Origin of the sequence: Rhodanobacter ginsengisoli, assembly GCF_042657065.1 — a bacterium.
Classification (GTDB): Bacteria; Pseudomonadota; Gammaproteobacteria; order Xanthomonadales; family Rhodanobacteraceae; genus Rhodanobacter; species Rhodanobacter ginsengisoli.
Genome location: NZ_JBHSNF010000002.1, coordinates 536,575 through 559,244, shown reverse-complemented (window position 1 = coordinate 559,244; position 22,670 = coordinate 536,575). Strand labels below are relative to the sequence as shown.

15 protein-coding genes and 1 tRNA gene are annotated in these 22,670 nt (G+C 65.0%); 8 read left to right on the top strand and 8 right to left on the bottom strand.

The window, feature by feature from the left end:
• Positions 1-181: 181 nt before the first annotated feature.
• Positions 182-817: a TetR/AcrR family transcriptional regulator gene (locus ACFPPA_RS11765; RefSeq protein WP_377320052.1), complete on the bottom strand. Its 636-nt coding sequence runs from the start codon at positions 815-817 to the stop codon at positions 182-184.
• A gap of 107 nt (positions 818-924) precedes the next feature.
• On the opposite strand from ACFPPA_RS11765, the gene ACFPPA_RS11760 reads away from it, so the two are divergent.
• From ACFPPA_RS11760 to ACFPPA_RS11745, 4 genes are all read left to right on the top strand, one after another.
• Entirely contained in the window at positions 925-1,290 is a 366-nt protein-coding gene (locus ACFPPA_RS11760; protein WP_377320050.1) for a nuclear transport factor 2-like protein, read from the top strand.
• A gap of 40 nt (positions 1,291-1,330) precedes the next feature.
• Positions 1,331-1,705 carry a hypothetical protein gene (locus tag ACFPPA_RS11755; RefSeq protein ID WP_377320048.1) on the top strand — a complete coding sequence of 125 codons (375 nt, stop codon included), beginning with the start codon at positions 1,331-1,333 and terminating at the stop codon, positions 1,703-1,705.
• A gap of 45 nt (positions 1,706-1,750) precedes the next feature.
• Complete coding sequence (locus ACFPPA_RS11750) at positions 1,751-3,607, top strand: aspartyl protease family protein (RefSeq protein WP_377320046.1); 1,857 nt, start codon at positions 1,751-1,753, stop codon at positions 3,605-3,607.
• A 159-nt stretch (positions 3,608-3,766) separates the two neighbouring features.
• On the top strand, positions 3,767-4,006 hold the full coding sequence (locus tag ACFPPA_RS11745; protein ID WP_377320044.1) for a hypothetical protein: 240 nt from the start codon (positions 3,767-3,769) through the stop codon (positions 4,004-4,006).
• A 43-nt stretch (positions 4,007-4,049) separates the two neighbouring features.
• Here the strand turns inward: ACFPPA_RS11745 and ACFPPA_RS11740 are convergent, their stop codons facing one another.
• Together ACFPPA_RS11740 and ACFPPA_RS11735 are read right to left on the bottom strand one after the other, a co-directional pair.
• Complete coding sequence (locus ACFPPA_RS11740; RefSeq protein WP_377320042.1) at positions 4,050-4,439, bottom strand: hypothetical protein; 390 nt, start codon at positions 4,437-4,439, stop codon at positions 4,050-4,052.
• 386 nt (positions 4,440-4,825) lie between these two features.
• A tRNA-Val gene (locus tag ACFPPA_RS11735) sits at positions 4,826-4,900 on the bottom strand.
• Between the two features lie 120 nt (positions 4,901-5,020).
• On the opposite strand from ACFPPA_RS11735, the gene ACFPPA_RS11730 reads away from it, so the two are divergent.
• Positions 5,021-5,362: a lipid-A-disaccharide synthase N-terminal domain-containing protein gene (locus tag ACFPPA_RS11730; RefSeq protein ID WP_377320040.1), complete on the top strand. Its 342-nt coding sequence runs from the start codon at positions 5,021-5,023 to the stop codon at positions 5,360-5,362.
• A gap of 120 nt (positions 5,363-5,482) precedes the next feature.
• On the opposite strand, the gene metH is transcribed toward ACFPPA_RS11730, so the two are convergent.
• The 3 genes from metH to ACFPPA_RS11715 form a co-directional block, all read right to left on the bottom strand.
• Entirely contained in the window at positions 5,483-8,176 is a 2,694-nt protein-coding gene (gene metH / locus ACFPPA_RS11725) for a methionine synthase (RefSeq protein WP_377320038.1), read from the bottom strand.
• A gap of 67 nt (positions 8,177-8,243) precedes the next feature.
• Entirely contained in the window at positions 8,244-9,335 is a 1,092-nt protein-coding gene (locus tag ACFPPA_RS11720; protein WP_377320036.1) for a homocysteine S-methyltransferase family protein, read from the bottom strand.
• 31 nt (positions 9,336-9,366) lie between these two features.
• Positions 9,367-10,296: an ArsR/SmtB family transcription factor gene (locus ACFPPA_RS11715; RefSeq protein ID WP_377320699.1), complete on the bottom strand. Its 930-nt coding sequence runs from the start codon at positions 10,294-10,296 to the stop codon at positions 9,367-9,369.
• 249 nt (positions 10,297-10,545) lie between these two features.
• On the opposite strand from ACFPPA_RS11715, the gene ACFPPA_RS11710 reads away from it, so the two are divergent.
• Positions 10,546-11,706 (top strand): acyl-CoA dehydrogenase family protein, encoded by a 1,161-nt coding sequence (locus ACFPPA_RS11710; RefSeq protein ID WP_377320034.1) that lies wholly within the window; start codon positions 10,546-10,548, stop codon positions 11,704-11,706.
• A gap of 222 nt (positions 11,707-11,928) precedes the next feature.
• Here ACFPPA_RS11710 and ACFPPA_RS11705 read toward each other — a convergent pair whose 3' ends face one another.
• Complete coding sequence (locus ACFPPA_RS11705) at positions 11,929-15,111, bottom strand: multidrug efflux RND transporter permease subunit (RefSeq protein WP_377320032.1); 3,183 nt, start codon at positions 15,109-15,111, stop codon at positions 11,929-11,931.
• Positions 15,112-15,124: 13 nt separating this feature from the next.
• Positions 15,125-16,315, bottom strand: a complete 1,191-nt coding sequence (locus ACFPPA_RS11700; RefSeq protein WP_377320030.1) for an efflux RND transporter periplasmic adaptor subunit — start codon at positions 16,313-16,315, stop codon at positions 15,125-15,127.
• A 507-nt stretch (positions 16,316-16,822) separates the two neighbouring features.
• Between ACFPPA_RS11700 and ACFPPA_RS11695 the strand changes: the two genes are divergently transcribed.
• On the top strand, positions 16,823-21,751 hold the full coding sequence (locus tag ACFPPA_RS11695) for an NAD-glutamate dehydrogenase (RefSeq protein WP_377320028.1): 4,929 nt from the start codon (positions 16,823-16,825) through the stop codon (positions 21,749-21,751).
• A gap of 98 nt (positions 21,752-21,849) precedes the next feature.
• Positions 21,850-22,611 carry an NAD kinase gene (locus ACFPPA_RS11690; RefSeq protein ID WP_377320026.1) on the top strand — a complete coding sequence of 254 codons (762 nt, stop codon included), beginning with the start codon at positions 21,850-21,852 and terminating at the stop codon, positions 22,609-22,611.
• Positions 22,612-22,670: the final 59 nt, after the last annotated feature.

Sequence of the window (22,670 nt, the reverse complement as noted above, 5' to 3'; positions counted from 1 at the left end):
GCGGGAGCGGACGGTGCGGGAACATCAGCGCGAGCCTGGCTCGCCGTGGCCAGCGAGCAGCGCGATTGCCGGAAAAATTTGCTGCAGGCGAAGACCTGGATTTGCCGCGCCGAGCGTGACCCTCGTCGATCGTGACCAAGGGCCGGCGGCGGGTCCCACGAACGAGGCGCACGCGCCGCATTCAGCGCGGCTTCGTGCTGGCAAGATTCTGGGCGAGACCATCGAAAACAATTTGCAGGCCCCCAAAAAATTCCTTGTCGGGGTCAACCTGCAGAGCGGCGCGTGCCGTTGCAGCCAGCAACGGATAGTCATCGGGCGACAGGCTGGCCAGCACCATGGTGCCCTGGCCGTCCAGCGCACCAAGATGCTGTGCCTGAAGCGCACCGCTCACGTAGCTGACCAGCATGCGTAAGGCGATCACCCGTGGCGTTCCGCGGAAACCGGCCCTGGTCAAGGCGCGCAGCAGCTCCTCGGAGCAGCGCCTGATCGAAGGAGAAGCGTGGCGATGTGCGATGAATAGCGGCACCGTCGCAGGATGAGCAATCACTGCATGGCGGATGCGTTCGACAATACAGGTGATCTGTTCGCGCCATGATTTTTCCGCAGGCACGACCGGATCCACTTCGCCCAATACCAGTTCCACGACACGCCGTTCCAGCTCCTCGCGATCCTTGACGTAACGGTAAAGCGACATCGTGCCGACACCCAGTTGGGTCGCGACCGTCCGCATGGAAAGCGCGGGCAAGCCGTCACGGTCCATGACGGCGAGCGCGGCACAGGCAATGTCCGAATGGTTGAGGGATTTGGGGCGTGACATCGCTTGACAGCGTACTCCCTGCACCATAGAGTTTAAGAGTACAGTGTACTCTTATCGTGGGACGACGTATGGAGAGACCACCAATTGCGGATACCCCTGCGGGGATCGTGACCGAGTTCCTGCATGCCTTCATGTCCGGTGACATCGAACATGCCCGGCTTCTGGCCAGCGACGAATTTTCATTCCAGGCGCCACTGCAGCGGGGCCATGGAAGCAGGCAGTCCTATTTTTCCGGCGCTGCGGCCAAGACCAGGTACGTCAAGGCAATTCGCATTCTGCAGCAATGGGAAGACGGCACGAACGTGTCGACGTTGTACGAACTCGTCGTCCGCACCCCAAATGGCATTGCCGCGATGCCGGTGAGCGAATGGCACACCGTCGAAAACGGGAAAGTCACATCGTCGTTCATGGTGTTTGACACGGGTGCGGTCGCCGCCGAACTGATGCGGGACGCGCTTGCTTCCGGGCACTGAGCTCGCCGAAGCCCGGTCGGATAAAATCTTTGGAGTTGGCATGAAAATGAATACTCTTGCACAGCTTGTTCGCGTGCTGCTCGGGGTCGCGGGCGTTGCTCTTGTCCTGCTCGGCATCGCGTTCTGGACTGGCCACGCATCGAGCTTGATCCCGGTGCATGCGGCTATCGGCCTGCTATTCGTCGTCTGTCTGTGGGTGCTGTCGATTCTGGGTCTGAAGGCGGGTGTGAATCGGAGGCTCGTCGCGTTCGTTTTCATCTGGAGCCTCGCCGTGCCGATTGTCGGCGCGATCCAGATGCTGCTGTTGCCGGGCGCCTGGCATTGGGTGGTGCAGGTGACTCATCTGCTGACAGGCATCGTTGCGATGTATCTGGGGGCACTCCTTCACAAGCGAATTTCGTTGGCCATATCCTGAGGGTGCGGGCCGGCGGGCCGGACCCTCGAAGTTCGGGAAATCGATATGAGAAAGACCACCGTCCTTCCGTTGCTTGCCTTGCTCGTTCTGCTGGGTGGAGCATCCACCGCGTTCGCCGGGGACCGTCCGGACAAGATCATCCTTGCGGCGAAAGAAGCCAGTGGCGGCTCCGCATGGGATCGGGCAAATGGCCTCCACCTGCATGGCAGGATTGTTGCGAACGGGTTAAGTGGAAATTTCGACGACTGGATCGATCTCCGCGGCATGCGGGAAACCAGCATGTTCGAACTCGGCCCTTCCTCGGGCGGGCAGGGCTGGGATGGCAAACGGTTCTGGAGCATCGATTCTTCCAGGGATGTCCGTATCGAGACAAGCCACGGTTCGATCGCGGCGGCGATTCAGCATGCCTACCGGGACACCTTCGCGTTCTTTTTCCCTGACCGGGTTTCGGCGACGAGAGCATTCCTCGGCCAGCGCTCAGCCGGTGGCGAGACGTTCGATATAGTGAGGATTACGCCAAGGGGAACCGATCCATTCGACTTGTGGATCAATGCGAATAGCCATCTCATCGCGCGTGAGGTTCAGGTCGGCGGCGAAGAAGCTCACACCTTCATTTTTTCCGACTGGCGGAAGGTGGGTGCCATTTTTTTGCCGTTCCGGACTATTCAGAGAACGGCGAATGCAAAGCGCTTTGACATGGTCTACGAGGTGACGAAGGCCGAACTGACCGGTCCCCTCCCTGCGCGCCGCTTCGCCCCGCCTGAGGCGACCGCCGACCCTGCCCGTTGGCCGGAGGGGAAGACGTCGGTGACAGTGCCGTTCGAACTGCTCAACAACCACATCTACCTGCGGGCATCCATTGATGGGAAGCCGCCGGTCAGGATGATCTTCGATACCGGGGCGACGGATATTCTCGACGCCGGACATGCGAAGGCGCTCGCGATCGGCATGTCCGGCGCGCTTCCCGCCCAGGGGATCGGCGACAAGGTCGCTTCGTACGGCTTGGCGAAAGTCGGGAGCATCTCGATCGGCGGCCTCACCTTGCGCAATCAGGTCTTCGGTGTCGTCGATCTCTCGCCGATTCTGCGTGTCGAAGACGCGGATGCAAGCGGACTTGTCGGATATGAGTTTGCCAAGAGAACGGTGCTGACTGTCGACTATGCGAATCGCAAACTCATATTCCGGAAGCCGGGCACTTTCCATCCGCCTGCGGGCGTTCCGGCGATACCCTTTTCATTTCATTTTCACAGCCCGCTCGTCAAGGCGGCCATCGATGGCATTTCCGGCCAATTCGAATTGGATACGGGAGCGCGCACAGGCCTCGTCATCATGGGTCCCTTTGCGCGGAACCATGACCTGATGCACCAATATCGCGCGACGCCGGAAACGACGATTTCCTATGGCATCGGTGGACCCGAACGGGCGCGTCTCGCGCGGCTGGGGAAACTCCGCATCGGCCAGGTCACGCTCGATGCCCCGGTCGCGGAATTCACCACTGGAACCGGGGGCGATGCGGCATCCAGCCATACGGCCGGCAATATCGGCGGCGACATTCTGAAGCGCTTCAAGATCACTTTCGACTATCGCCATCGGCTTCTCTGGCTGCAACCGAACGCGTCGGCTTCGTCGAGGGAGGTATTCGATCGCGCCGGCATCTGGATGTCACGAGGTCGCAACGGCGCTGTTTCCGTCGACGACGTCGCGGCACACAGCGCTGCAAGTTCGGCCGGGTTGGTCATCGGAGACGAGATTGTCGCCGTCAATGGCGTCCCTGCGACGAAGATTGCGTTGTCGGATCTTCGCGAGCGATTCAAGGCCGAGCCCCGCACCGCGATCGAACTGACCGTGAGGCACGCCGGCAAGGAAGAGAAGCTCCGACTCGTGCTCGAAGATCAGGTGTAATTCGAGTCTGGATATACGAAGCAAACGTCTTTTTTCGTGCTGATCGACCGGAAAAGGGTGACCCTTGGTTCCTGCTGGTCTGTTTCGTCAGGAAACCGAAGCACCAGGCGGCACTGGACAACGGCGTCATGTCGACATGGATTTCCACAGACTGCGCGTATGGCGAATGAACTTGTGACGCTGACCCGGGTGAAAGTGTTCGGGAGAACCGCGGACGTCCTCGTGGTCGTGATCGGCATGGGGGTGATCCTGATGACCACCCCCGGCGTGCGCCAGGTCGGCACCAGCCTGCCGGCTTCGGCCGGCGTGGCCGGATTGGTGCTGGGTCTGGCGGCGAAGGTGGCGCTGAGCAATCTGCTGGCGGGCCTGCAGATCGCGCTGGTCTGGGCGACGTGGTGATCATCGAAGGCGGATGGGGCGGGATCGAGGAGATTACCGGCCACTAGGTAGTGGTGCGCATCTGGGAAGAGAGGCGGCTGATCTTGCCGTTGAACTGGTTCATCGAAAATCCCTTCCGGAACTGGACACGCACCGGTGCACAGCTGATCGGCACGGTGTTCCTGTGGCTGGACTTCTGCGTGCCGGTGGACGCACTGCGCGAGGAGCTGAGGCGCTTGTGCAGCGAAGCGGATGAGTGGGACGGCCGCGTCTGCCTGCTGCAGGTCACCGACGCCAGCGACCGCGCAATGCAATTGCGCGCCTGGTCAGCCCCACCGACTCCAGCCGCAACTGGGATCTGCGTTGCCGTGTGCGCGAAGGCCTCATTGCCTATGTCCAGACCAGCTACCCCGATGCCCTGCCACGCTGGCGCGGCGAACTCGAGCGCAGCCATCACCCGTCGTCGGAACCGTCGCCCGTACGGCAGGCGGATCCTAAGCCGGTTACCAGCCCTTCGCCGCGGAAGATGGCGGGCCGATGCGGGCGGGAGGGCAGCGGCCAGGCCATCGGTTGGCTGTTGGCGGCGGAGTCGCGCACCGGCTTTCCTGGACACGCGGTGGAGTTGTGCATTTGCGGTGCGGTCGGTGGCGCGGGCGCAGACGAAAAAAAGGCATCTGGAGGATGCGCTTGGTCGCTTTTTCCGGCACCGACACCCGGGCTCTCAATCATAAAACACGAGAGGTGCCATCGGCGAACGCGGGTGGCCCCCCTCGTGCACTTGCCGTGCACTCGTAACGACTCAGGCCGCCCTTGCGAGGCGGCCTGAGTCGTTGCATCTAGTGGTGGGCGGTACAAGGATCGAACTTGTGACACCTGCCGTGTGAAGGCAGTGCTCTACCGCTGAGCTAACCGCCCGCCGAGAACGCGCAATTTTAGGGGTAGCCGGTGGGCGGGTCAATGCCTTTGATGGAGCCGGCGTGCTTTTCCGGCCGGGTTGCTAGACTTGCGGACCTTTCACACACGCAAATGGCCGCCATGGACTTCCTCAATACTCATCTGGCCTCGATCCTCCATGCGCTGCAGCAGTTCCATCTGACGCCGTGGAAGGCCGTGGGTTATGCCGGCACCCTGATGTTCACCAGCCGCTGGTTCGTGCAGCTGTACTACACGCGCAAGTACAAGCGGGTGGTGATGCCGCTGGCCTTCTGGTGGCTGTCGGTGTTCGGCAGCGCGCTGCTGCTGGCGTATTTCATCGTGGGCAAGAACGACTCGGTGGGCATCCTCTCGAACTTCTTCCCGGTCTTCGTCTCGGTCTACAACCTCGTCGTGCATCTGCGTCACCGCAAGAACAGCATCACCGGCGACATCACCGCCTGAGGGCGAGGCTTGTTTGCAGGAGCGAATACTGTGGGAGCGGCTTCAGCCGCGATGCCTTTGCCCTTGGATGGCTCAGAGCAGAAGCATCGCGACTGAAGTCGCTCCCACGGAGTCCTGGTGCTATTCCGGGTCGTAGTCGAGGTTGGAGGCGAGCCAGCGTTCGGCCTCGGCCAGGCTCCAGCCCTTGCGCCGGGCATAGTCCTCGACCTGTTCCTTGCCGAGTCGTCCGACCACGAAGTACTGGCTGTCCGGGTGCGAGTAGTACCAGCCGGAGACGGCGGCCGCGGGGTACATCGAGAATCCTTCGGTCAGTTCGATGCCGGTGTTGCGGGTGACGTCGAGCAGTTCGAACAGGGTGGCTTTCTCGGTGTGCTCGGGGCACGCCGGGTAGCCCGGGGCGGGGCGGATGCCGCGGTATTTCTCGGCGATCAGCTCGTCGTTGCCGAGCGCCTCGTCCGGCTGGAAGCCCCAGAATTCCTTGCGCACTCGCTCGTGCATGTGCTCGGCGAACGCTTCGGCGAGACGGTCGGCCAGGGCCTTCAGGATGATCGAGGAGTAGTCGTCGTGGTCGGCCTCGAAGCGCGCCAGGTGCGGCTCGATGCCGATGCCCGCGGTGACCGCGAAGCCGCCGATCCAGTCCGGCCTGGCGAACTCCTTCGGGGCGATGAAATCGGCCAGGCACAGGTTCGGCCGCTCGATCGGCTTGTCGGCCTGCTGGCGCAGGCTGTGCAGCGTGGCGAGCCGTTCGCTGCGGCTGGCATCGGTGTAGACCTCGACGTCGTCGCCGATATTGGCGGCGGGCCACAGGCCGATCACGGCCCGGGCGCTCAGCCACTTCTCGTCGATGATCCGGTCCAGCATCGCCTGCGCGTCGCGGAACAACTCGCTGGCCTGGCTGCCGATCACCGCGTCGGTGAGGATGGCCGGATAGTGGCCGGCCAGTTCCCATGCCTGGAAGAACGGCGTCCAGTCGATGTACGGGCGCAGCACGGCCAGGTCGTAATCGTCGAACACGCTGACGCCGGGCTGCTTCGGTTGCGGCGGCTGGTACGCGGCCCAGTCGCAGCGGAAGCGCTGCGCGCGGGCCTTCTCCAGCGGCACCAGCTGCTTGCCCGGGCCGCGGTTGCGGTGGCGTTCGCGCACGTCGGCATAGTCGGCGCGCACCTTGGCCAGGAAGTCCTCGACCAGGTCCTTGCTCACCAGTGACTGCGCCACGCCGACCGCGCGCGAGGCATCCTTCACCCAGACCGTGCCGGCCTTGTAGTGTGGCTCGATCTTCAGCGCGGTGTGCGCGCGCGAGGTGGTGGCGCCGCCGATCAGCAGCGGGATGTGGAAGTCGCGCCGCTGCATCTCTCGGGCGACCTGGCTCATTTCCTCCAGCGACGGCGTGATCAGGCCCGACAGGCCGATCATGTCGGCGTTCTCGGCGATCGCGGTCTCCAGGATCTTCTGCGCCGGCACCATCACGCCCAGGTCGATCACCTCGAAGTTGTTGCAGCGGAGCACCACGCCGACGATGTTCTTGCCGATGTCGTGCACGTCGCCCTTGACCGTGGCCATGATGATCTTGCCGTTGTTCTTGCCGGTGTCGCCGGTGCGCAGCTTTTCCGCCTCGATGTACGGCAGCAGGTAGGCTACCGCCTTCTTCATCACGCGGGCGGACTTCACCACCTGCGGCAGGAACATCTTGCCAGCGCCGAACAGGTCGCCGACCACGTTCATGCCGTCCATCAGCGGGCCTTCGATCACGTCCAGCGGCCGCGTCGACAGCTGGCGCGCTTCCTCGGTGTCCTCGACCACGTACTGGTCGATGCCGTGCACCAGCGCATGGCTGAGCCGCTCGCGCACTGGCTTGTCGCGCCAGGCCAGGGTCTCTACCACGGCAGCGCCGCGCTTGCCCTTGTAGTTGTCGGCGATCTCCAGCAGCCGCTCGGTGGCGTCGTCGCGACGGTTCAGCACCACGTCCTCGACGCGCTCGCGCAGCGGCGGGTCGATGTCGTCCATGATCGTCAGCGCGCCGGCGTTGACGATGCCCATGTCCATGCCGGCGCGGATCGCGTGAAACAGGAACACCGAGTGGATCGCCTCGCGCACGATGTTGTTGCCGCGGAACGAGAACGACACGTTGGAGACGCCGCCGGAGATGTGGCAGTCCGGGAAGCGCTTCTTCAATTCACTGGTGGCCTCGATGAAGTCCACCGCGTAGTTGTTGTGCTCCTCGATACCGGTGGCGATGGCGAAGATGTTCGGGTCGAAGATGATGTCTTCGGGCAGGAAGTCGAGCTGCGTGGTGAGCAGCTCGTAGGCGCGCGAACAGATCGCCACCTTGCGCTCGCAGGTGTCGGCCTGGCCCTGCTCGTCGAACGCCATCACGACCGCGGCGGCGCCGTACTGCTGCACCTTGCGCGCCTGCTCGAGGAAGGCGGCCTCGCCTTCCTTCATCGAGATCGAGTTGACGATGCCCTTGCCCTGCAGGCAGCGCAGGCCGGCCTCGATCACCGTCCACTTGGACGAGTCGATCATGAACGGCACGCGGGCGATGTCCGGCTCGGAGGAGATCAGGTTGACGAAGCGGGTCATCGCCGCTTCGGAATCGATCAGGCCCTCGTCCATGTTGATGTCGATGATCTGCGCGCCGTTGGCAACCTGCTGGCGGGCGACCTCGACCGCCTCGTCGTAGCGGTCTTCCTTGATCAGCTTCTTGAATTGCGCCGAGCCGGTGACGTTGGTGCGTTCGCCCACGTTGACGAACAGCAGATCGGGCGTGATCACCAGCGGTTCGAGGCCGGACAGGCGGGTATGACGCGTATTCATGGTGACGGGCTTCTTGCGTTGGCCTCCTCTCCCCTGCGGGGAGAGGATTGAGGTGAGGGGGCGGCGGTCATGCCGCCTCCGCGTCGAGCGATGGTAGAGCGCGAGGCGGGTGGTTGCGTACGGCCGCGGCGATCGCACGGATGTGCGCCGGGGTGGTGCCGCAGCAGCCGCCGACCAGGTTCAACAGGCCGTCGCGGGCGAAGCTGCCGATCACCTCGGCCATGTGCTCCGGGGATTCGTCGTATTCGCCGAACGCGTTCGGCAGGCCGGCGTTCGGATGGGTGCTGACGTAGCTCTCGGCGATGCCGGACAGGGTCTGGATGTGCGGACGCAGGTCGTCCGCGCCGAGCGCGCAGTTGAAGCCCACCGACAGCGGCCGTGCATGGCGCACCGAATAGTAGAACGCCTCGGCGGTCTGTCCCGACAAGGTGCGGCCGGAACGGTCGGTGATCGTGCCGGAGATCATCACCGGCACGCGCGCGCCACGCTGGTGGAACAGCTCGCTCAGCGCGAACAGGGCGGCCTTGGCGTTCAGCGTGTCGAAGATCGTCTCGACCATGATCACGTCGGCACCGCCGTCGATCAGGCCGTTGGCGGCCTCGGTGTAGTTCTCGGCCAGTTCCTCGAAGGTGACGTTGCGGAAGCCCGGATCGTTGACGTCCGGCGACAGCGAGGCAGTGCGGCTGGTCGGGCCGAGCACGCCGATCACGAAGCGCGGCTGGTGGGGTGTCTTCGCGGTCATCGCGTCACAGGCGGCGCGTGCCAGTCGCGCGCCTTCGAGATTCAGCTCGTGCGCCAGGTGCTGCAACTTGTAATCGGCCTGGCTGATGCGGGTGGAGTTGAAGGTGTTGGTTTCGATCAGGTCGGCGCCGGCCTCGAGGTAGGCGTCGTGCACGCCGCGGATGATGTCGGGCCGGGTCAGCGTGAGCAGGTCGTTGTTGCCCTTGAGGTCGCAGCCGCCCGGATGGGCGTGGTTGTCGTGAAACTCGGCGTGGCCGTCGTGGCCATGCTCGAAACGCGCGCCACGGAATCCGCCCTCGTCCAGCTCGTGTCCCTGCAGCATGGTGCCCATGCCGCCGTCGAGGATCAGGATGCGTCGGCGCAGCGCCTGCTCCAGCAGCGCGACGCGATCGGGGTGAAGCCAGGGCAGGGTACTCATCGGACGTCCTCGTGAAACGATGGAATCAGCGTCAGGCCGGCTTGCGCGCCAGCAGGCTGATCACTTCAAAATGCGGTGCCTTGCGCTCGCGGCTGAGCCGGACGCAACTCAGTACCTCCAGGCCGGCGGCGCGGGCGTAGCCGTCCAGCTGTTTTTCGCTGAAACCGAGATTGCGGTGGTCGAACGGCTCGACCGCGGTGCGGTGATCGTGCTGGCCCAGGGTGACCGCCAGCAGGCGGCCACCGGGCCGCAACAGACGCGCGGCTTCGGCCACGGCCCGGGTCGGATGCTCGGCATAGGTCAGTGCGTGCAGCATCAGCACCAGGTCGAAGCGTTGCTCGCCGAGGTCCAGCGCATGCATGTCGCCCTGGCGTACCTGCACGTTGGTGAAGGTGCGCAGACGTTTGGCCGCGGCCTCGACCACGCGCTCGCTGGAGTCGACGCAGACGATCGAATGCGCATGCGGCGCCAGCAGTTCGGCCGTGATGCCGTCGCCGGAAGCGATATCCAGCACATCGCCGGTGGCCAGCAATTGCAGCAGCGAGCGCGCCAGCGTCTCCCAGGTGCGGCCGGGTGAATAGTGGCGTTCCATGTCGCCGGCGACGGTGTCGGCCCAGCCTTCCTCGCGCGCGCGATTGGCCAGCACGTCGGGCAGGCGGGCGTTGTCCTCGCGCAGCAGCGCGTCCTCGATGCTTTCGCGCAGTGAACCGAGCAGGCGGTGCTGGGCCTCGTTGCCGTCGTTGTTGGCGCGGTAATAGGCCGACACGCCGGCACGGCGGTCGCGCACCAGGCCCGCTTCCTTCAATTTGGCCAGGTGGGTGGAGACCCGTGGCTGCGCCAGATGCAGTACCGCGGCCAGCTCGGCCACGGTGAGCTCCTCATGTTCGAGCAGGGCCAGCAGGCGCACCCGGGTGGGGTCGGCCAGCAGCCGCAGCACGCTGGAAGCCATCGCCAGATCCATCAGGAGGCGCTCTGGCGGTGGCTCGGCAGGAGTGCTTTCGAGGCTGGGGACATGCCATGCCATCCTTTTATCGCGATAGAGAGATAACAAGTCTGGCGGCGGTTTGCCGAGGCGTCAAGCGCCATAGCAGACCGGTTTCATCCGGGCTGTCGGGGACGTGGCGGTCGCGGGCCGCTACAATAGGCGGCTGGCCAGTGGCCAACGGTTTTGTCTAGATCAGCCGCCGGTTCGCGGCGCCGGGAGTAACTCATGGATTTCCGATTCACCGAAGACCAGTTGTCGATCCAGGCGATCGCCCGCGATTTCGCGCAGAAGCGCATCGCCCCCGTGGCGGCCGAACTCGACGCCAGGGGGGAATTCCCGCTCGAGAACATCCGCGAGATGGGCCAGCTGGGCCTGATGGGCATCGAGGTACCGGAGGCCTACGGCGGCGCCGGCATGGATCCGATCGCCTATGTGCTGGCGATGATCGAGATCGCGGCGGCCGATGCGGCCACCTCGACCATCATGTCGGTGAACAACTCGCTGTTCTGCAACGGCATCCTCAAGCACGGCAACGAGGAGCAGAAGCAGAAGTACGTGCGTGCGATCGCCACCGGTGAAGCGATCGGCGCCTACGCCCTGACCGAGCCGCAGTCCGGTTCGGATGCTTCGGCGATGCATACCCGCGCCAGCAAGAACGAGAACGGGGACTGGGTGATCAACGGCAAGAAGAGCTGGATCACTTCCGGCCCGGTGGCTCGCTACATCGTGCTGTTCGCGATCTCCACGCCGGGCATCGGCGCCAAGGGCGTGTCGGCCTTCATCATCGACACCCAGTTGCCCGGGTTCCATACCGGCAAGACCGAACCGAAACTCGGCATCCGCGCTTCGGCGACCTGCGAGATCGAGTTCGTCGAGTACGTCTGCCCCAAGGAAAACCTGCTGGGTCCGGAGGGCAAGGGCTTCTCGATCGCGATGGGCGTGCTCGACGCCGGCCGCATCGGCATCGCCTCGCAGGCAGTGGGCATCTCGCGGGCGGCCTACGAGGCGACCCTGCAGTGGGTGCGCGATCGCAAGGCGTTCGGCCATCCGATCGGCACGTTCCAGATGACCCAGTCCAAGATCGCCGACATGAAGTGCAAGCTCGACACGGCGACCCTGCTGACCCTGCGCGCGGCCTGGCTGAAGGGCGAGACCGAGAAGCACGGCGGTCGCTTCGGCACCGAGGCGGCGATCGCCAAGCTCACCGCCTCCGAGGCGGCGATGTGGATCAGCCACCAGGCAGTGCAGATCCACGGCGGCATGGGCTACTCCAAGGAAATGCCGCTGGAGCGTTACTTCCGCGACGCCAAGATCACCGAGATCTACGAAGGCACCAGCGAGATCCAGCGGATGGTGATCGCGCGGGCGGAGACGGGACTGCGCTGAGGGGGCGAGGAATGAGCGGAGAGGAACGAGGAGTGAGTGTGGAGGAGTGAGAAACGAGAGAGAGCGGCGTGCGGCGCTCCTCTCTCCACGGCACTTTCGGATCGCTTCAAAGCAAAAGCCCCGGCATCGAGCCGGGGCTTTTTGTTGTGAGTGCGTGCAGCGACGGCGAGCTCTTGCGATTGCCCTTACTCGTTTCTCACTCCTCCACACTCACTCCTCGCTTCACTGTCCTCGTCGCGGATCCGAATCGAACGGCTGCATGCCGTTGGGGCCCTGCAGGGACGGTGGCGGCGCGTCACCGTCGAGGCGGTCGCCGAGCAGCTTGCGCACCACTACGTAGAACACCGGGATCAGCAACACACCGAAGAACGTGGCGAACAGCATGCCGCCGATCACGCCGGTGCCGATCGCATGGCGTGCGTTGGCGCCGGCACCGGTGGAGACGAACAGCGGGAACACGCCGAGGATGAAGGCCAGCGAGGTCATCAGGATCGGTCGCAGTCGCAGCCGGGCAGCGGTGACCACGGCATCGCGCAGGGTCTTGCCGTGCTGTTGCTGCTCCACTGCGAACTCCACGATCAGGATCGCGTTCTTCGCCGCCAGGCCGATCACCGTGATCAGGCCGATCTTGAAGTAGATGTCGTCAGTCAGGCCGCGCAGCAGGGTGAACACCACGGCACCGAGCATGCCCAGTGGCACGACCAGGAGTACCGCGACCGGAATCGACCAACTTTCATACAAGGCCGCCAGCGCCAGGAACACGATGAAGATCGACAGCACCATCAGCAGGGTGGCGGCGTTGCCGGAAAGGATTTCCTGGTAGGACTGGCCGGTCCAGTCGTAGCCGAAACCCTTGGGCAGGTCGTCGTTGACGATCTTCTGCATGGCGTCCATCGCCTCGCCCGAGGCATGCCCCGGTGCCGGCGAGCCGACGATCTCGACCGAGGAGTAGCCGTTGTAGCGGGTCAGCGATGGCGAGGCCGTGGTCCATTGCTGGCTGGTCACGCTGGCCAGCGGGATCATCGCCGGGGTGCCGTCGCCGAGGGTATGGGTGCTGCTGGGCGAGAAGATGTTCTGCAACATGTCCGGTCCCTTGCGGAACGGCGCATCGGCTTCCATCAGGACCCGCTTGACCCGGCCGCCATAGGTGAAGTCATTGACGTAGACCGGTGCGAGCATCAATTGAACCGCGTTGTAGACATCGCCCACCGACAGACCCATCGACTGGGCCTGCACGCGATCCACGTTGAGCTTCAACTGCGGTGCATCCTCCAGCGTGTTCGGCCGCACGCTGGTCAGCACCGGGCTTTGTGCCGCCTTGCCCAGCAGCAGGTTGCGTGCGTTGGCCAGCGCGGTGCGGCCGGCACCGGAGCGATCCTGCAGGTACATGTCGAAACCGCCGAACCGGCCCAGGCCACGGACCGTGGGCAGGTTGATCACGAAGATCTGTGCATCACGTACCTGCTGCACCTCGCCGTTGGTCCGCTGGATGAACTGCTCCGCGGTGACCTTGCGCTTGCTCCAGTCCTTGAGCCGGATGAAGGTCATGCCGACGTTCTCGCCGGAACCGACGAAACTGAAGCCGGCAATCTGCATCATGCCTTCCACGGAAGGATCCTTGCTGATGATCGCGCGCAGCTGGTCCAGCACCCGGTTGGTGCGCAGGATGGTCGCTCCGGGTGGCAGTTGCACGATTGCCAGCGCGTAGCCCTGATCCTCTTCCGGCAGGAAACTGCCGGGCAGGCGCGTGAACAGGAAGCCGCCGAGTGCCGCAATCAGCGCGAAGGCCAGCATCCAGCGCGGTGCATGCCTGACCGCGCCACCGACATGCCCCACATAGGTCCGCGTGGTCCAGTCGAAAACGCGGTTGAAGGTGCGGAAGACGATGTTCTTCTTCTTTTCGTGCTCCGGCTGCAGGAAACTGGCGCACAAGGCAGGTGTGAACGACAAGGCCAGAAAGGCAGAGAAGCCCATCGACGCGGCAATGGTCAGCGCGAACTGCTTGTAGATGATGCCGGTGGCACCCGGTTGCAGCGCCGAGGGCACGAACACCGCCGCCAGCACCACGGTGATGGCCACCACCGCGCCGGTGATCTGGCCCATCGCCTTGCGGGTGGCTTCCTTTGGCGAAAGGCCCTCCTCGGTCATGATGCGTTCGACGTTCTCGATCACCACGATCGCGTCGTCCACCACGATGCCGATGGACAACACCATGCCGAACAGGGTCAGCTGGTTGATGCTGAAACCCAGCACCAGCATGCCGACGAATGTGCCGAGCAGCGCGACCGGTATCACCAGGGTCGGGATGATGGTGGCGCGGAAGTTCTGCAGGAACAGCAGGATCACCAGGAACACCAGGAACACCGCTTCGCCCAGCGTCTTCACCACCTCGTCGATCGAGATCTTCACGAAGCCGGTGGTGTCGTACGGGCTGAACCAGCTGACCCCTTGCGGAAAGCTGGGGGCCAGTTCATCCATCTTGCCGCGCACCGCCGTGGCCACGTTCAGGGCATTGGCGCCGGGCGTCAGCAGGACCGCGAAGGCGGCGACCGGGTCACCGTTGTAGCGGGTAGTGAAACCGTAGCTGGCGGGCCCGAACGTGACCCTGGCAACGTCGCCCAGGGTCACCGTGGTGCCGTCGCTGTTCGCGCGCAGGATGATTCCGCGGAATTGCTCGGGTGTGGTGAAGCGGCCCTCGGCGGTCACGCTGGCGGTGAAACCCTGGTCGACCGGGGCCGGGTCGCCGCCGATCGAGCCGGCGGCGAACTGCACGTTCTGCGCCCTCACCGCGGCCAGCACCTGGCTGGCGGACAAGCCGTAACCCTGCAGCTTCTTCGGATTCAGCCAGATGCGCATGGCGTATTCGGCGCCGAACTGGCGGGTGCTGCCGACACCCGGCAGGCGGGCGATCTGGTCGAGTACCTGCGAGGCGACGATGTCGTTGAGCTTGCCGCTGTCGGTCGCCGAATTGTTCGAGCGCAAGGCCACGACCATCAGGAAGTCGGAGTTCGACTTGGCCACCACCACGCCTTGCTGGTTGACCTCCGAGGGCAGCCGCGGGGTGGCCTGGCTGACCTTGTTCTGCACCTGCACCTGGGCGATGTCGGGATCGGTGCCGCTCTCGAAGGTCAGCGTGATATTGGCCGAGCCGCTGTCGCTAGAAGACGAACTGAAGTAGAGCAGGTGATCGATGCCGGTCAGTTGCTGCTCGATCACCTGGGTGACCGATTTCTCGGTGGTGTCCGCGCTGGCGCCGGGATAGGAAGCGCTCACGTTGATCTGTGGCGGGGCGATCGATGGATACGATTCCACGCCCAGGTTGAGGATGGCCAGGACGCCACCGAGGGAGATCAGGATGGCCAGCACCCAGGCGAAGATCGGGCGGTCGATGAAGAAACTCGGCATGCGCTGCGCTCCGTTACTTGCTGGCCGGGGCGGCGCCCGGAGCGTCGGGCGCGGACGATCCGCTGGCGGAGGCGGGCTGCCACGGGCTGGTCTTGGCCGGAGCCCCGGCCTTCACCTTCTGCACGCCCGAGACGATCACCTGGTCGCCTGGCTTGAGGCCGTCGGTAATCACCCAATTGCCTCCCATCATTTCGCCGGTGCTGACGTCCTTGCGCACGACCTTGCCATCCGTGCCCACCGTCATCAGGTAGGCACCGGCGGTATCGCGCTGCACCGCGGCCTGCGGCACCAGGAACACCTTGTGCTGCTGGCCCAGGCTGGCCTTCAGGGTCACGTACATGCCCGGCAGCAGGCTGTGCTTCGGGTTCGGAATCGTGGCGCGCAGGTTGACCGAGCCGGTGGACGGATCGACCGTCGCGGCGGAGAAGTCCAGCGTGCCTTTTTCGGCGTAGATGCTGCCATCGGGCAGGGTGACCTGGACGCTGGTCTTGTCCGGATCGGCCAGGGTGACACTGCCGCGGCTCTGTGCGCGCCGCAGCTGTTCCAGTACGTCCGCGCCGATGGTGAAGTTCACGTACAGCGGATCGATCTGGTCGACCGTGGTGAGCAAGGTGGCCTCGCCGCTGCCGACCAGCGCGCCCTCGGTGACCTGCTGCTGGCCGGCGCGGCCGTCGATCGGCGAAGTCACGTTGGCGTAGCCCCGGTTGATCCGCGCCGATTGCACGTTGGCGCGGGCCACCTGTACCGCGGCGGCGGCGGTGCGTTCGGCGGCATCGGCATTGTCGACGTCGGATTTCGACACATAGCCCCTGGGGGCCAGTTCGTGCATGCGCTGGGCGGCAACCTTGTTGTTGGTGTAGGTCGCCTGGGCCTGTGCCAGCGAGGCCAGGCTGGCGTTCAGTGCGGCCTGCAACGGCGCCGGGTCGATCTGGAACAGCAACTGGCCTTTCCTCACGTCGGTGCCTTCGTCGTAACGCCGCTTGAGCAGCACCCCGGGCACCCGTGCGCGCACGTCGGCGCTGCGGTAGGCGGACAGGCGGCCGACCAGATCGCGGGTCAGCGGCGAGCTCTGCGGCTGCGCCCGGACCACGCCGACTTCCGGTGGCGGCATTTTCGGCGGCCCCTGCTCCTTGCCTCGGCCGCAGGCAGCCAACACCAGCAGGCTCAGGCACAACAGGGGTGTGCGCAGTGACGGGGACTTCATGAGGACTCCAGAACTTGGCTTGTACGGGGAATGGGCGTGGCCGGGGTGCAGTCCGGCAATTCGGGGGAGGACTGATACTGCATCGTGACGGGGGTGTCTTGTGCCACAGGTCAGCCGCACTGCCGCAGCAGCTGGCGGCCGCCGTCCTGGCCACACGCAGAGCGCCATGCCATGCGCTTCGCGGTTCAGACTATACCGGTGAGTTTACATTTTATCGCTGCCACGAATCCAGCCATTGACCGGTCGCGCGGTGATCTGCGCAGCCGCCCTCGTCCTGTTGGCTCGCCGGGACGGTGCAGCGGAGATGGTGCGTGCATGAGGGTGGATACCTCGGGTGAGGCGATCGATCTGCCGCTCGATGGCAACGCCCGAAGACTGGCTGAATCCATGCGCACGGGGATGGTGGAATTCGCGTCGCGCCGGTGGATTCACCTTGCTGCGCGGCGTATCCTTTCGAGGCTTTTTACCCGCGTTCCCGAACAACGTCTCCACTGACCAGTAGAAGCCATGAATTTGACCCGTGCGACGAATGACCAGTCCCTTCCGTCGATCGTGCTTGCAGAGCTGAAGAAGAGCGGTTTGCCATCCCGGCGCCTCGCCGAGATCGAGGTTTTCAGCGAGGCTTTCTTCGCGCGCATCGGCAGCGGCGACGTGGATCTGCACACGCCGATGCAGTGGGCCGCGCTGGTCACCAGCCTGCTGGATTTCATGCAGCAACGCCCGGCCGGGCGCGCCGTGATCCGCGTGCTGAATCCCGCGGATATGCATGCCGGTCGCAGCCTGTTGCAGATCGTCACCGACGACATGCCATTCCTGGTCGACACGGTCAGCATGATCGTGTCGACCCACCTGCAGATCCATGCGGTGATCCATCCGGTGCTGAAGGTCGTGCGCGATGCGTCCGGCGCCTTGCAGAGCCTGGGCGACGATTCGGGGAATGCCGAATCGGTCATGCACTTCGAGATCGACCGGGCGGCCGATGCCACCGAGCGGGAGCAATTGCAGGCACAGGTCGAGGCCGCGCTGGACGACGTGCGCGCCGCCGTGAACGACTGGGAGGCGATGCGCGACAAGGCACTGGCGATCGCCAGCGAGCTGCCGCAGCGTCAACTGCCGCTGGACGCCGCTTCGGTGGACGAGGCCAGCGAGTTCATGCAGTGGGTCGCCGACGACAATTTCACGTTCCTCGGCTACCGTGAATACGAGGTCACCGACGACGACGGCGAGCGCGTGCTGCGTGCCGTCAATACCTCGGGTCTGGGCATCCTGCACAAGAGCGAGCGGTCCGTGGCTCCGCGCTCGTTGCGGACGCTGGCTGCCAGCGAACTGCCGCAGTCGGGTTCCACCGATGCGATCATCCTGACCAAGACCAACGCGCGTTCGCACGTGCACCGTTCCGGCTACATGGATTACATCGGCGTGCTGAAATTCGGCGCCGACGGCAGGCCGGTGGCCGAGCAGCGCTTCCTCGGCATGTTCACTTCCAATGCCTACATGGCCCGTCCGCAGGACGTGCCGCTGGTGCGGCAGAAGGTCGAGGCGGTGATGCTGCGCTCGGGCCTGAAGCGCGATTCGCACTCCGGCAAGTCGCTGGCCAACGTGCTCGAGATGCTGCCGCGCGACGAGCTGTTCCAGAGCAGCGAGGACGAGTTGTACGCCACCGCCACCGGCATTCTCGAAGTGCGCCAGCGCTCCCGCACGCGGCTGTTCGTGCGCGGGGACCGCTACGGCCGTTTCTTCACCTGCCTGGTGTTCGTGCCGCGCGAGCGGTTCAACACCACGGTGCGCGAGCGCATCGAGCATCTGCTCAAGGACGGCTTGCGCGGCGAACACCTCGATTCGGCCGTGCTGATGGGCGACGACGTGCTGGCCCGCCTCTACGTGGTGGTCCGGCCGAAGATCGGCGATCGCCCCACGCCCGATATCGCGGTGCTGGAAAGCGGCGTGGCGGCCATCGTGCGCAACTGGTACGACGACCTCCGCGATGCGCTGGTGCAGTCGCGTGGCGAGCATGAAGGCGTGGTGCTGGCCAACCGCTATGCCAAGTCGATGCCTGCGGGCTACGTCGAGGACGTGAGTCCGGTCGTGGCGGCCGATGACATCCACCAGCTGTCGCTGCTGCAGGGCGACAACGCCCTGCGCATGTCGTTCTACCATCCGCCCCACGCGCCGGAAAAACTGCGCTTCAAGGTCTATCGCAGCGGCGGCGACATTGCCCTGTCCGAAGTGCTGCCGCAGCTGGAGAACCTGGGCCTGCGCGTGCTCACCGAGCACGTCTACGAGATTCCCGGCGATGCACCGCTGTCGATCCAGGATTTCGAGGTGCAGCCGGTCGGCCGGCTCACCTTCAGCGTCGAGCAGGTCGGCGCCCTGTTCGAGGACGCCTTCGAGCAGATCTGGCGCGGCCAGGCCGAGAGCGACGGTTTCAACCGGCTGGTGCTGGGCGCCAAGCTCAGCTGGCGCCAGGTGGCGATGCTGCGTGGCTATTGCAAATACCTGCTGCAGACCGGCGCCACGTTCTCGCAGTCGTACATGGAAGAGACCCTCAACCGCTATCCGGCCATCGCCGGCCTGCTGGTCGAGCTGTTCCTGGCGAAGTTCGATCCGCGTCGCGAAGCGCTTTCCGCGGAAGAGCTGAAAGCCGCCGGTGCCACCCTGGCGGCGGAGATGCATGCGCTGATCCCGGACCAGCTGCAGGCCGCACAACCGGCCCTGATCGAGGGTCTGAGCGCGGTGCTGTCCAGGCCCCGCGATGAACAGATCCGGGTGGTCGAACAGGTCATCGGCGCGCTGCTCGAGGAGGTCTCCAGCCTCGACGAGGATCGGATCCTGCGCAGTTTCGTGGCGCTGATCCGGGGCACCTTGCGCACCAGCTTCTTCCAGAAGTGGGACGGTCAGCATCGCGACTACATCAGCTACAAGCTCGACTCGCACCAGGTCCCCGAACTGCCCAAGCCGGTGCCGTACCGGGAGATCTGGGTATGCGCGCCGCGCGTGGAGGGCATCCACCTGCGCTTCGGCGCGGTGGCGCGTGGCGGCTTGCGCTGGTCCGACCGCCGCGAGGATTTCCGTACCGAGGTGCTGGGCCTGGTCAAGGCGCAGATGGTCAAGAACACGGTGATCGTGCCGGTCGGCTCCAAGGGCGGTTTCTTCGTCAAGAAGGCCCCGCTGGGTGGCGACCGTGATGCGCAGCAGGCAGAGGGCATCGCCTGCTACCGCATGTTCATCAGCGGCCTGCTCGACATCACCGACAACATCGTCGAGGGTGCGATGGTGCCGCCGCACGACGTGGTTCGCCATGACGGCGACGATCCCTACCTGGTGGTGGCTGCGGACAAGGGCACGGCCACGTTCTCGGACATCGCCAACGCGATCTCGATCGAGCATGGTTTCTGGCTGGGCGACGCGTTTGCTTCCGGCGGTTCCAACGGCTACGACCACAAGGTGATGGGCATCACCGCCAAGGGCGCATGGGAATCGGTGAAGCGCCATTTCCGGGCGCTGGGGCGCAATTGCCAGACCGAGGATTTCACCTGCGTCGGCATCGGCGACATGTCCGGTGACGTGTTCGGCAACGGCATGTTGCTGTCGCGGCACATCCGCCTGCAGGTGGCGTTCGACCACCGCCACATCTTCTTCGATCCGAATCCCGACATCGAGCGCTCGTTCGTCGAGCGCGAGCGCATGTTCAAGCTGCCGCGCTCGAGCTGGGACGATTACGACAAGTCGCTGATTTCCGCCGGCGGCGGCGTCTATCCGCGCAGTGCCAAGTCGATTCCGGTCACGCCGGAGGTGCGCGCGGTGCTCGGTCTGAAGGCCGACGTCGAACACATGGCACCCAGCGACCTGCTCAGCGCGATCCTCAAGGCGCCGGTGGACCTGCTGTGGAACGGCGGCATCGGTACCTACGTGAAGTCGTCCACCGAGACCCATGCCGACGTCGGCGATCGCGCCAACAACGCGCTGCGCGTCAACGGCGCCGAGCTGCGCTGCAAGGTCGTCGGTGAGGGCGGCAACCTCGGCATGACCCAGAAGGGGCGTATCGAGGCGGCCCAGCACGGCGTGCTGCTGAATACCGATTTCATCGACAACTCCGCCGGCGTGGATACCTCCGATCACGAGGTGAACATCAAGATCCTGCTCAACGATGCGGTGCAGCGTGGCGAGCTCAGCGACGACGCACGCAACGCGCAACTGGCGGCGATGACCGACGAGGTCGGCCAGCTGGTGCTGTGGGACAACTACCGGCAGAACCAGGCGATCACCCTGATGGAACATCAGTCGGTGAGCCGCATCGGTTCGATGGCGCATTTCATCCGCACGCTGGAAGTCGAGGGGACGCTGGACCGCCAGGTGGAGAACCTGCCTTCCGAAGCGGAGCTGATCGAGCGCAAGAGTCGCGGGCACGGACTGACCCGACCGGAGCTGGCGGTGCTGCTCTCGTACGACAAGATCCGCCTGTTCCAGCAATTGCTGGATTCGGACGTGCCGGAAGATCCGTACCTGTCGAAGGAACTGGTGCGCTACTTCCCGGCGCCGCTGCACGAGAAGTATGCCGAGCACATGCAGCGCCATCGGCTGAAGCGCGAGATCATCGCCACCGCGGTGACCAACTCGACGATCAACCGCATGGGCGCGACCTTCATGATGCGCATGCAGGAGGACACCGGCCAGCGTCCGGCTGCGATCGCCAAGGCGTACACCGCGGCGCGCGAGATCCTCGACGCGCGCGAGTTGTGGGCGCTGGTCGAGGCGCTCGACAGCCAGGTCGCCGAGGACACCCAGATCGACGCGATCAAGCAGGTCTGGTCGCTGCTGCGTCACATGACGCGCTGGCTGCTGAATCGTCCCGGTGGCTCGCTGGACATCGCCGCCAACGTCGAGCGTTACCAGGCAGGTGTCTACGCCCTGCGCAAGGTCCTGCCGGAGGTGTTGACGCCGACCGGCAAGGCGGACTTCTCCAGCACCCAGGAGAAATGGGAGGGTCTGGGCCTGCCGGCCGAGCTGGCCCTGCGGCTGGCCCGCATGCCGGATCTGCGCGCGGCGCTGGACATGGTCGAGGTGGTGCAGCAGAGCGGCCAGCCGATGGAGCGGGTCGCCGGCGTGTTCTACGAACTGGAAGAAGCGCTGGATCTGGAATGGCTGCGCGGTCAGATCGAGGCGCTGCCGGTCGAGGGCCACTGGCATGCGCAAGCACGCGGCTCGCTGCTCGACGAGCTGAACCATCAGCATCGTGCGCTGGCGCTGCAGGTGTTGGGCATGGCCGGCGAGCGCCCGGATATTTCGCCGGTGCAGGCGTGGCTGCAGCGGGACGACGCGACGCTGCAGCACACCCGCAGCATGCTGGCGGAAATCCTCACCCAGAATGCGGACTACCCGATCGCTTCGGTCGCGGTACGCCGTCTGGCCCAGCTGGCCCAGGTGCCGGTGGGCTGAGCCCGCCCGTTGGCTCTGCATGAAGGCGCAGGACCCGTCATGGTCTTGCGCCTTCATGCTGTGTAATCTGGGCCGACTTCAGCCAAGGGGTTCCACGCATGCGCTTTGCCTTCGTCGCCAGCGATACCGGTGTCGCCCAGCAGGCGCGGCGCAAGCTGGTGGATCGGTACGGCGACGTGCCGCCCGAGCAGGCCGAACTGATCGTGGCGCTGGGCGGCGACGGTTTCATGCTGCGCACCCTGCATGCCTACGGCGCGCTGGAGTTGCCGGTCTACGGCATGAAACTGGGGCGGGTCGGCTTCCTGATGAACAAGCACAAGCTCGACGACCTGCCGGGACGGATCGCGCGCTCGCATACCGCCTCGCTGTTCCCGCTGCAGATGCAGGTGACCGATGCGGACGGTGAGGAGTGCACCAGGCTCGCGTTCAACGAGGTGTCGCTGTTGCGCCAGAGCAACCAGGCGGCGCATCTGGAAGTGCAGCTCAACGACACGGTGAAGCTGGCGACCCTGGTGTGTGACGGCATCCTGGTCTCGACCCCGGCCGGCTCCACTGCCTACAACCTGTCCGCCCACGGCCCGATCCTGCCACTGGACGCGAACGTGCTGGCACTCACCCCGATCAGCCCGTTCCGACCGCGCCGCTGGCGCGGCGCGATCCTGCCGCATCGCACCGAGGTGATCCTGCGCGTGCTCGATCCGGGCAAGCGCCCCGTCAGCGCGACCGCCGACTTCCATGAGGTGCGCGACGTGCGCACGGTCTCGATCCGGCAATCGGGAGGGCAGGGTGTGCGCCTGCTGTTCGATCCGGAACACAACCTGGAACAGCGCATCCTCGACGAGCAGTTCGCCGCGGAATGAAAAGGCGGGAGTGAGTGAAGAGGAGTGAGAGAAAGCCGGCACCAGCCCTCCTCTCGTTT

Excerpts from the sequence above, each read along its gene's own strand:
- ACFPPA_RS11700 (WP_377320030.1), bottom strand. The coding sequence starts at position 16,315 with ATGAAGTCCCCGTCACTGCGCACACCCCTGTTGTGCCTGAGCCTGCTG.
- ACFPPA_RS11705 (WP_377320032.1), bottom strand. The coding sequence starts at position 15,111 with ATGCCGAGTTTCTTCATCGACCGCCCGATCTTCGCCTGGGTGCTGGCC.
- ACFPPA_RS11750 (WP_377320046.1), top strand. The coding sequence starts at position 1,751 with ATGAGAAAGACCACCGTCCTTCCGTTGCTTGCCTTGCTCGTTCTGCTG.
- ACFPPA_RS11695 (WP_377320028.1), top strand. The coding sequence starts at position 16,823 with ATGAATTTGACCCGTGCGACGAATGACCAGTCCCTTCCGTCGATCGTG.
- ACFPPA_RS11730 (WP_377320040.1), top strand. The coding sequence starts at position 5,021 with ATGGACTTCCTCAATACTCATCTGGCCTCGATCCTCCATGCGCTGCAG.
- ACFPPA_RS11715 (WP_377320699.1), bottom strand. The coding sequence starts at position 10,296 with ATGGATCTGGCGATGGCTTCCAGCGTGCTGCGGCTGCTGGCCGACCCC.
- ACFPPA_RS11740 (WP_377320042.1), bottom strand. The coding sequence starts at position 4,439 with ATGGCTGCGCTCGAGTTCGCCGCGCCAGCGTGGCAGGGCATCGGGGTA.
- ACFPPA_RS11690 (WP_377320026.1), top strand. The coding sequence starts at position 21,850 with ATGCGCTTTGCCTTCGTCGCCAGCGATACCGGTGTCGCCCAGCAGGCG.
- ACFPPA_RS11745 (WP_377320044.1), top strand. The coding sequence starts at position 3,767 with ATGGCGAATGAACTTGTGACGCTGACCCGGGTGAAAGTGTTCGGGAGA.
- ACFPPA_RS11710 (WP_377320034.1), top strand. The coding sequence starts at position 10,546 with ATGGATTTCCGATTCACCGAAGACCAGTTGTCGATCCAGGCGATCGCC.
- ACFPPA_RS11720 (WP_377320036.1), bottom strand. The coding sequence starts at position 9,335 with ATGAGTACCCTGCCCTGGCTTCACCCCGATCGCGTCGCGCTGCTGGAG.
- ACFPPA_RS11765 (WP_377320052.1), bottom strand. The coding sequence starts at position 817 with ATGTCACGCCCCAAATCCCTCAACCATTCGGACATTGCCTGTGCCGCG.
- ACFPPA_RS11755 (WP_377320048.1), top strand. The coding sequence starts at position 1,331 with ATGAAAATGAATACTCTTGCACAGCTTGTTCGCGTGCTGCTCGGGGTC.
- metH (WP_377320038.1), bottom strand. The coding sequence starts at position 8,176 with ATGAATACGCGTCATACCCGCCTGTCCGGCCTCGAACCGCTGGTGATC.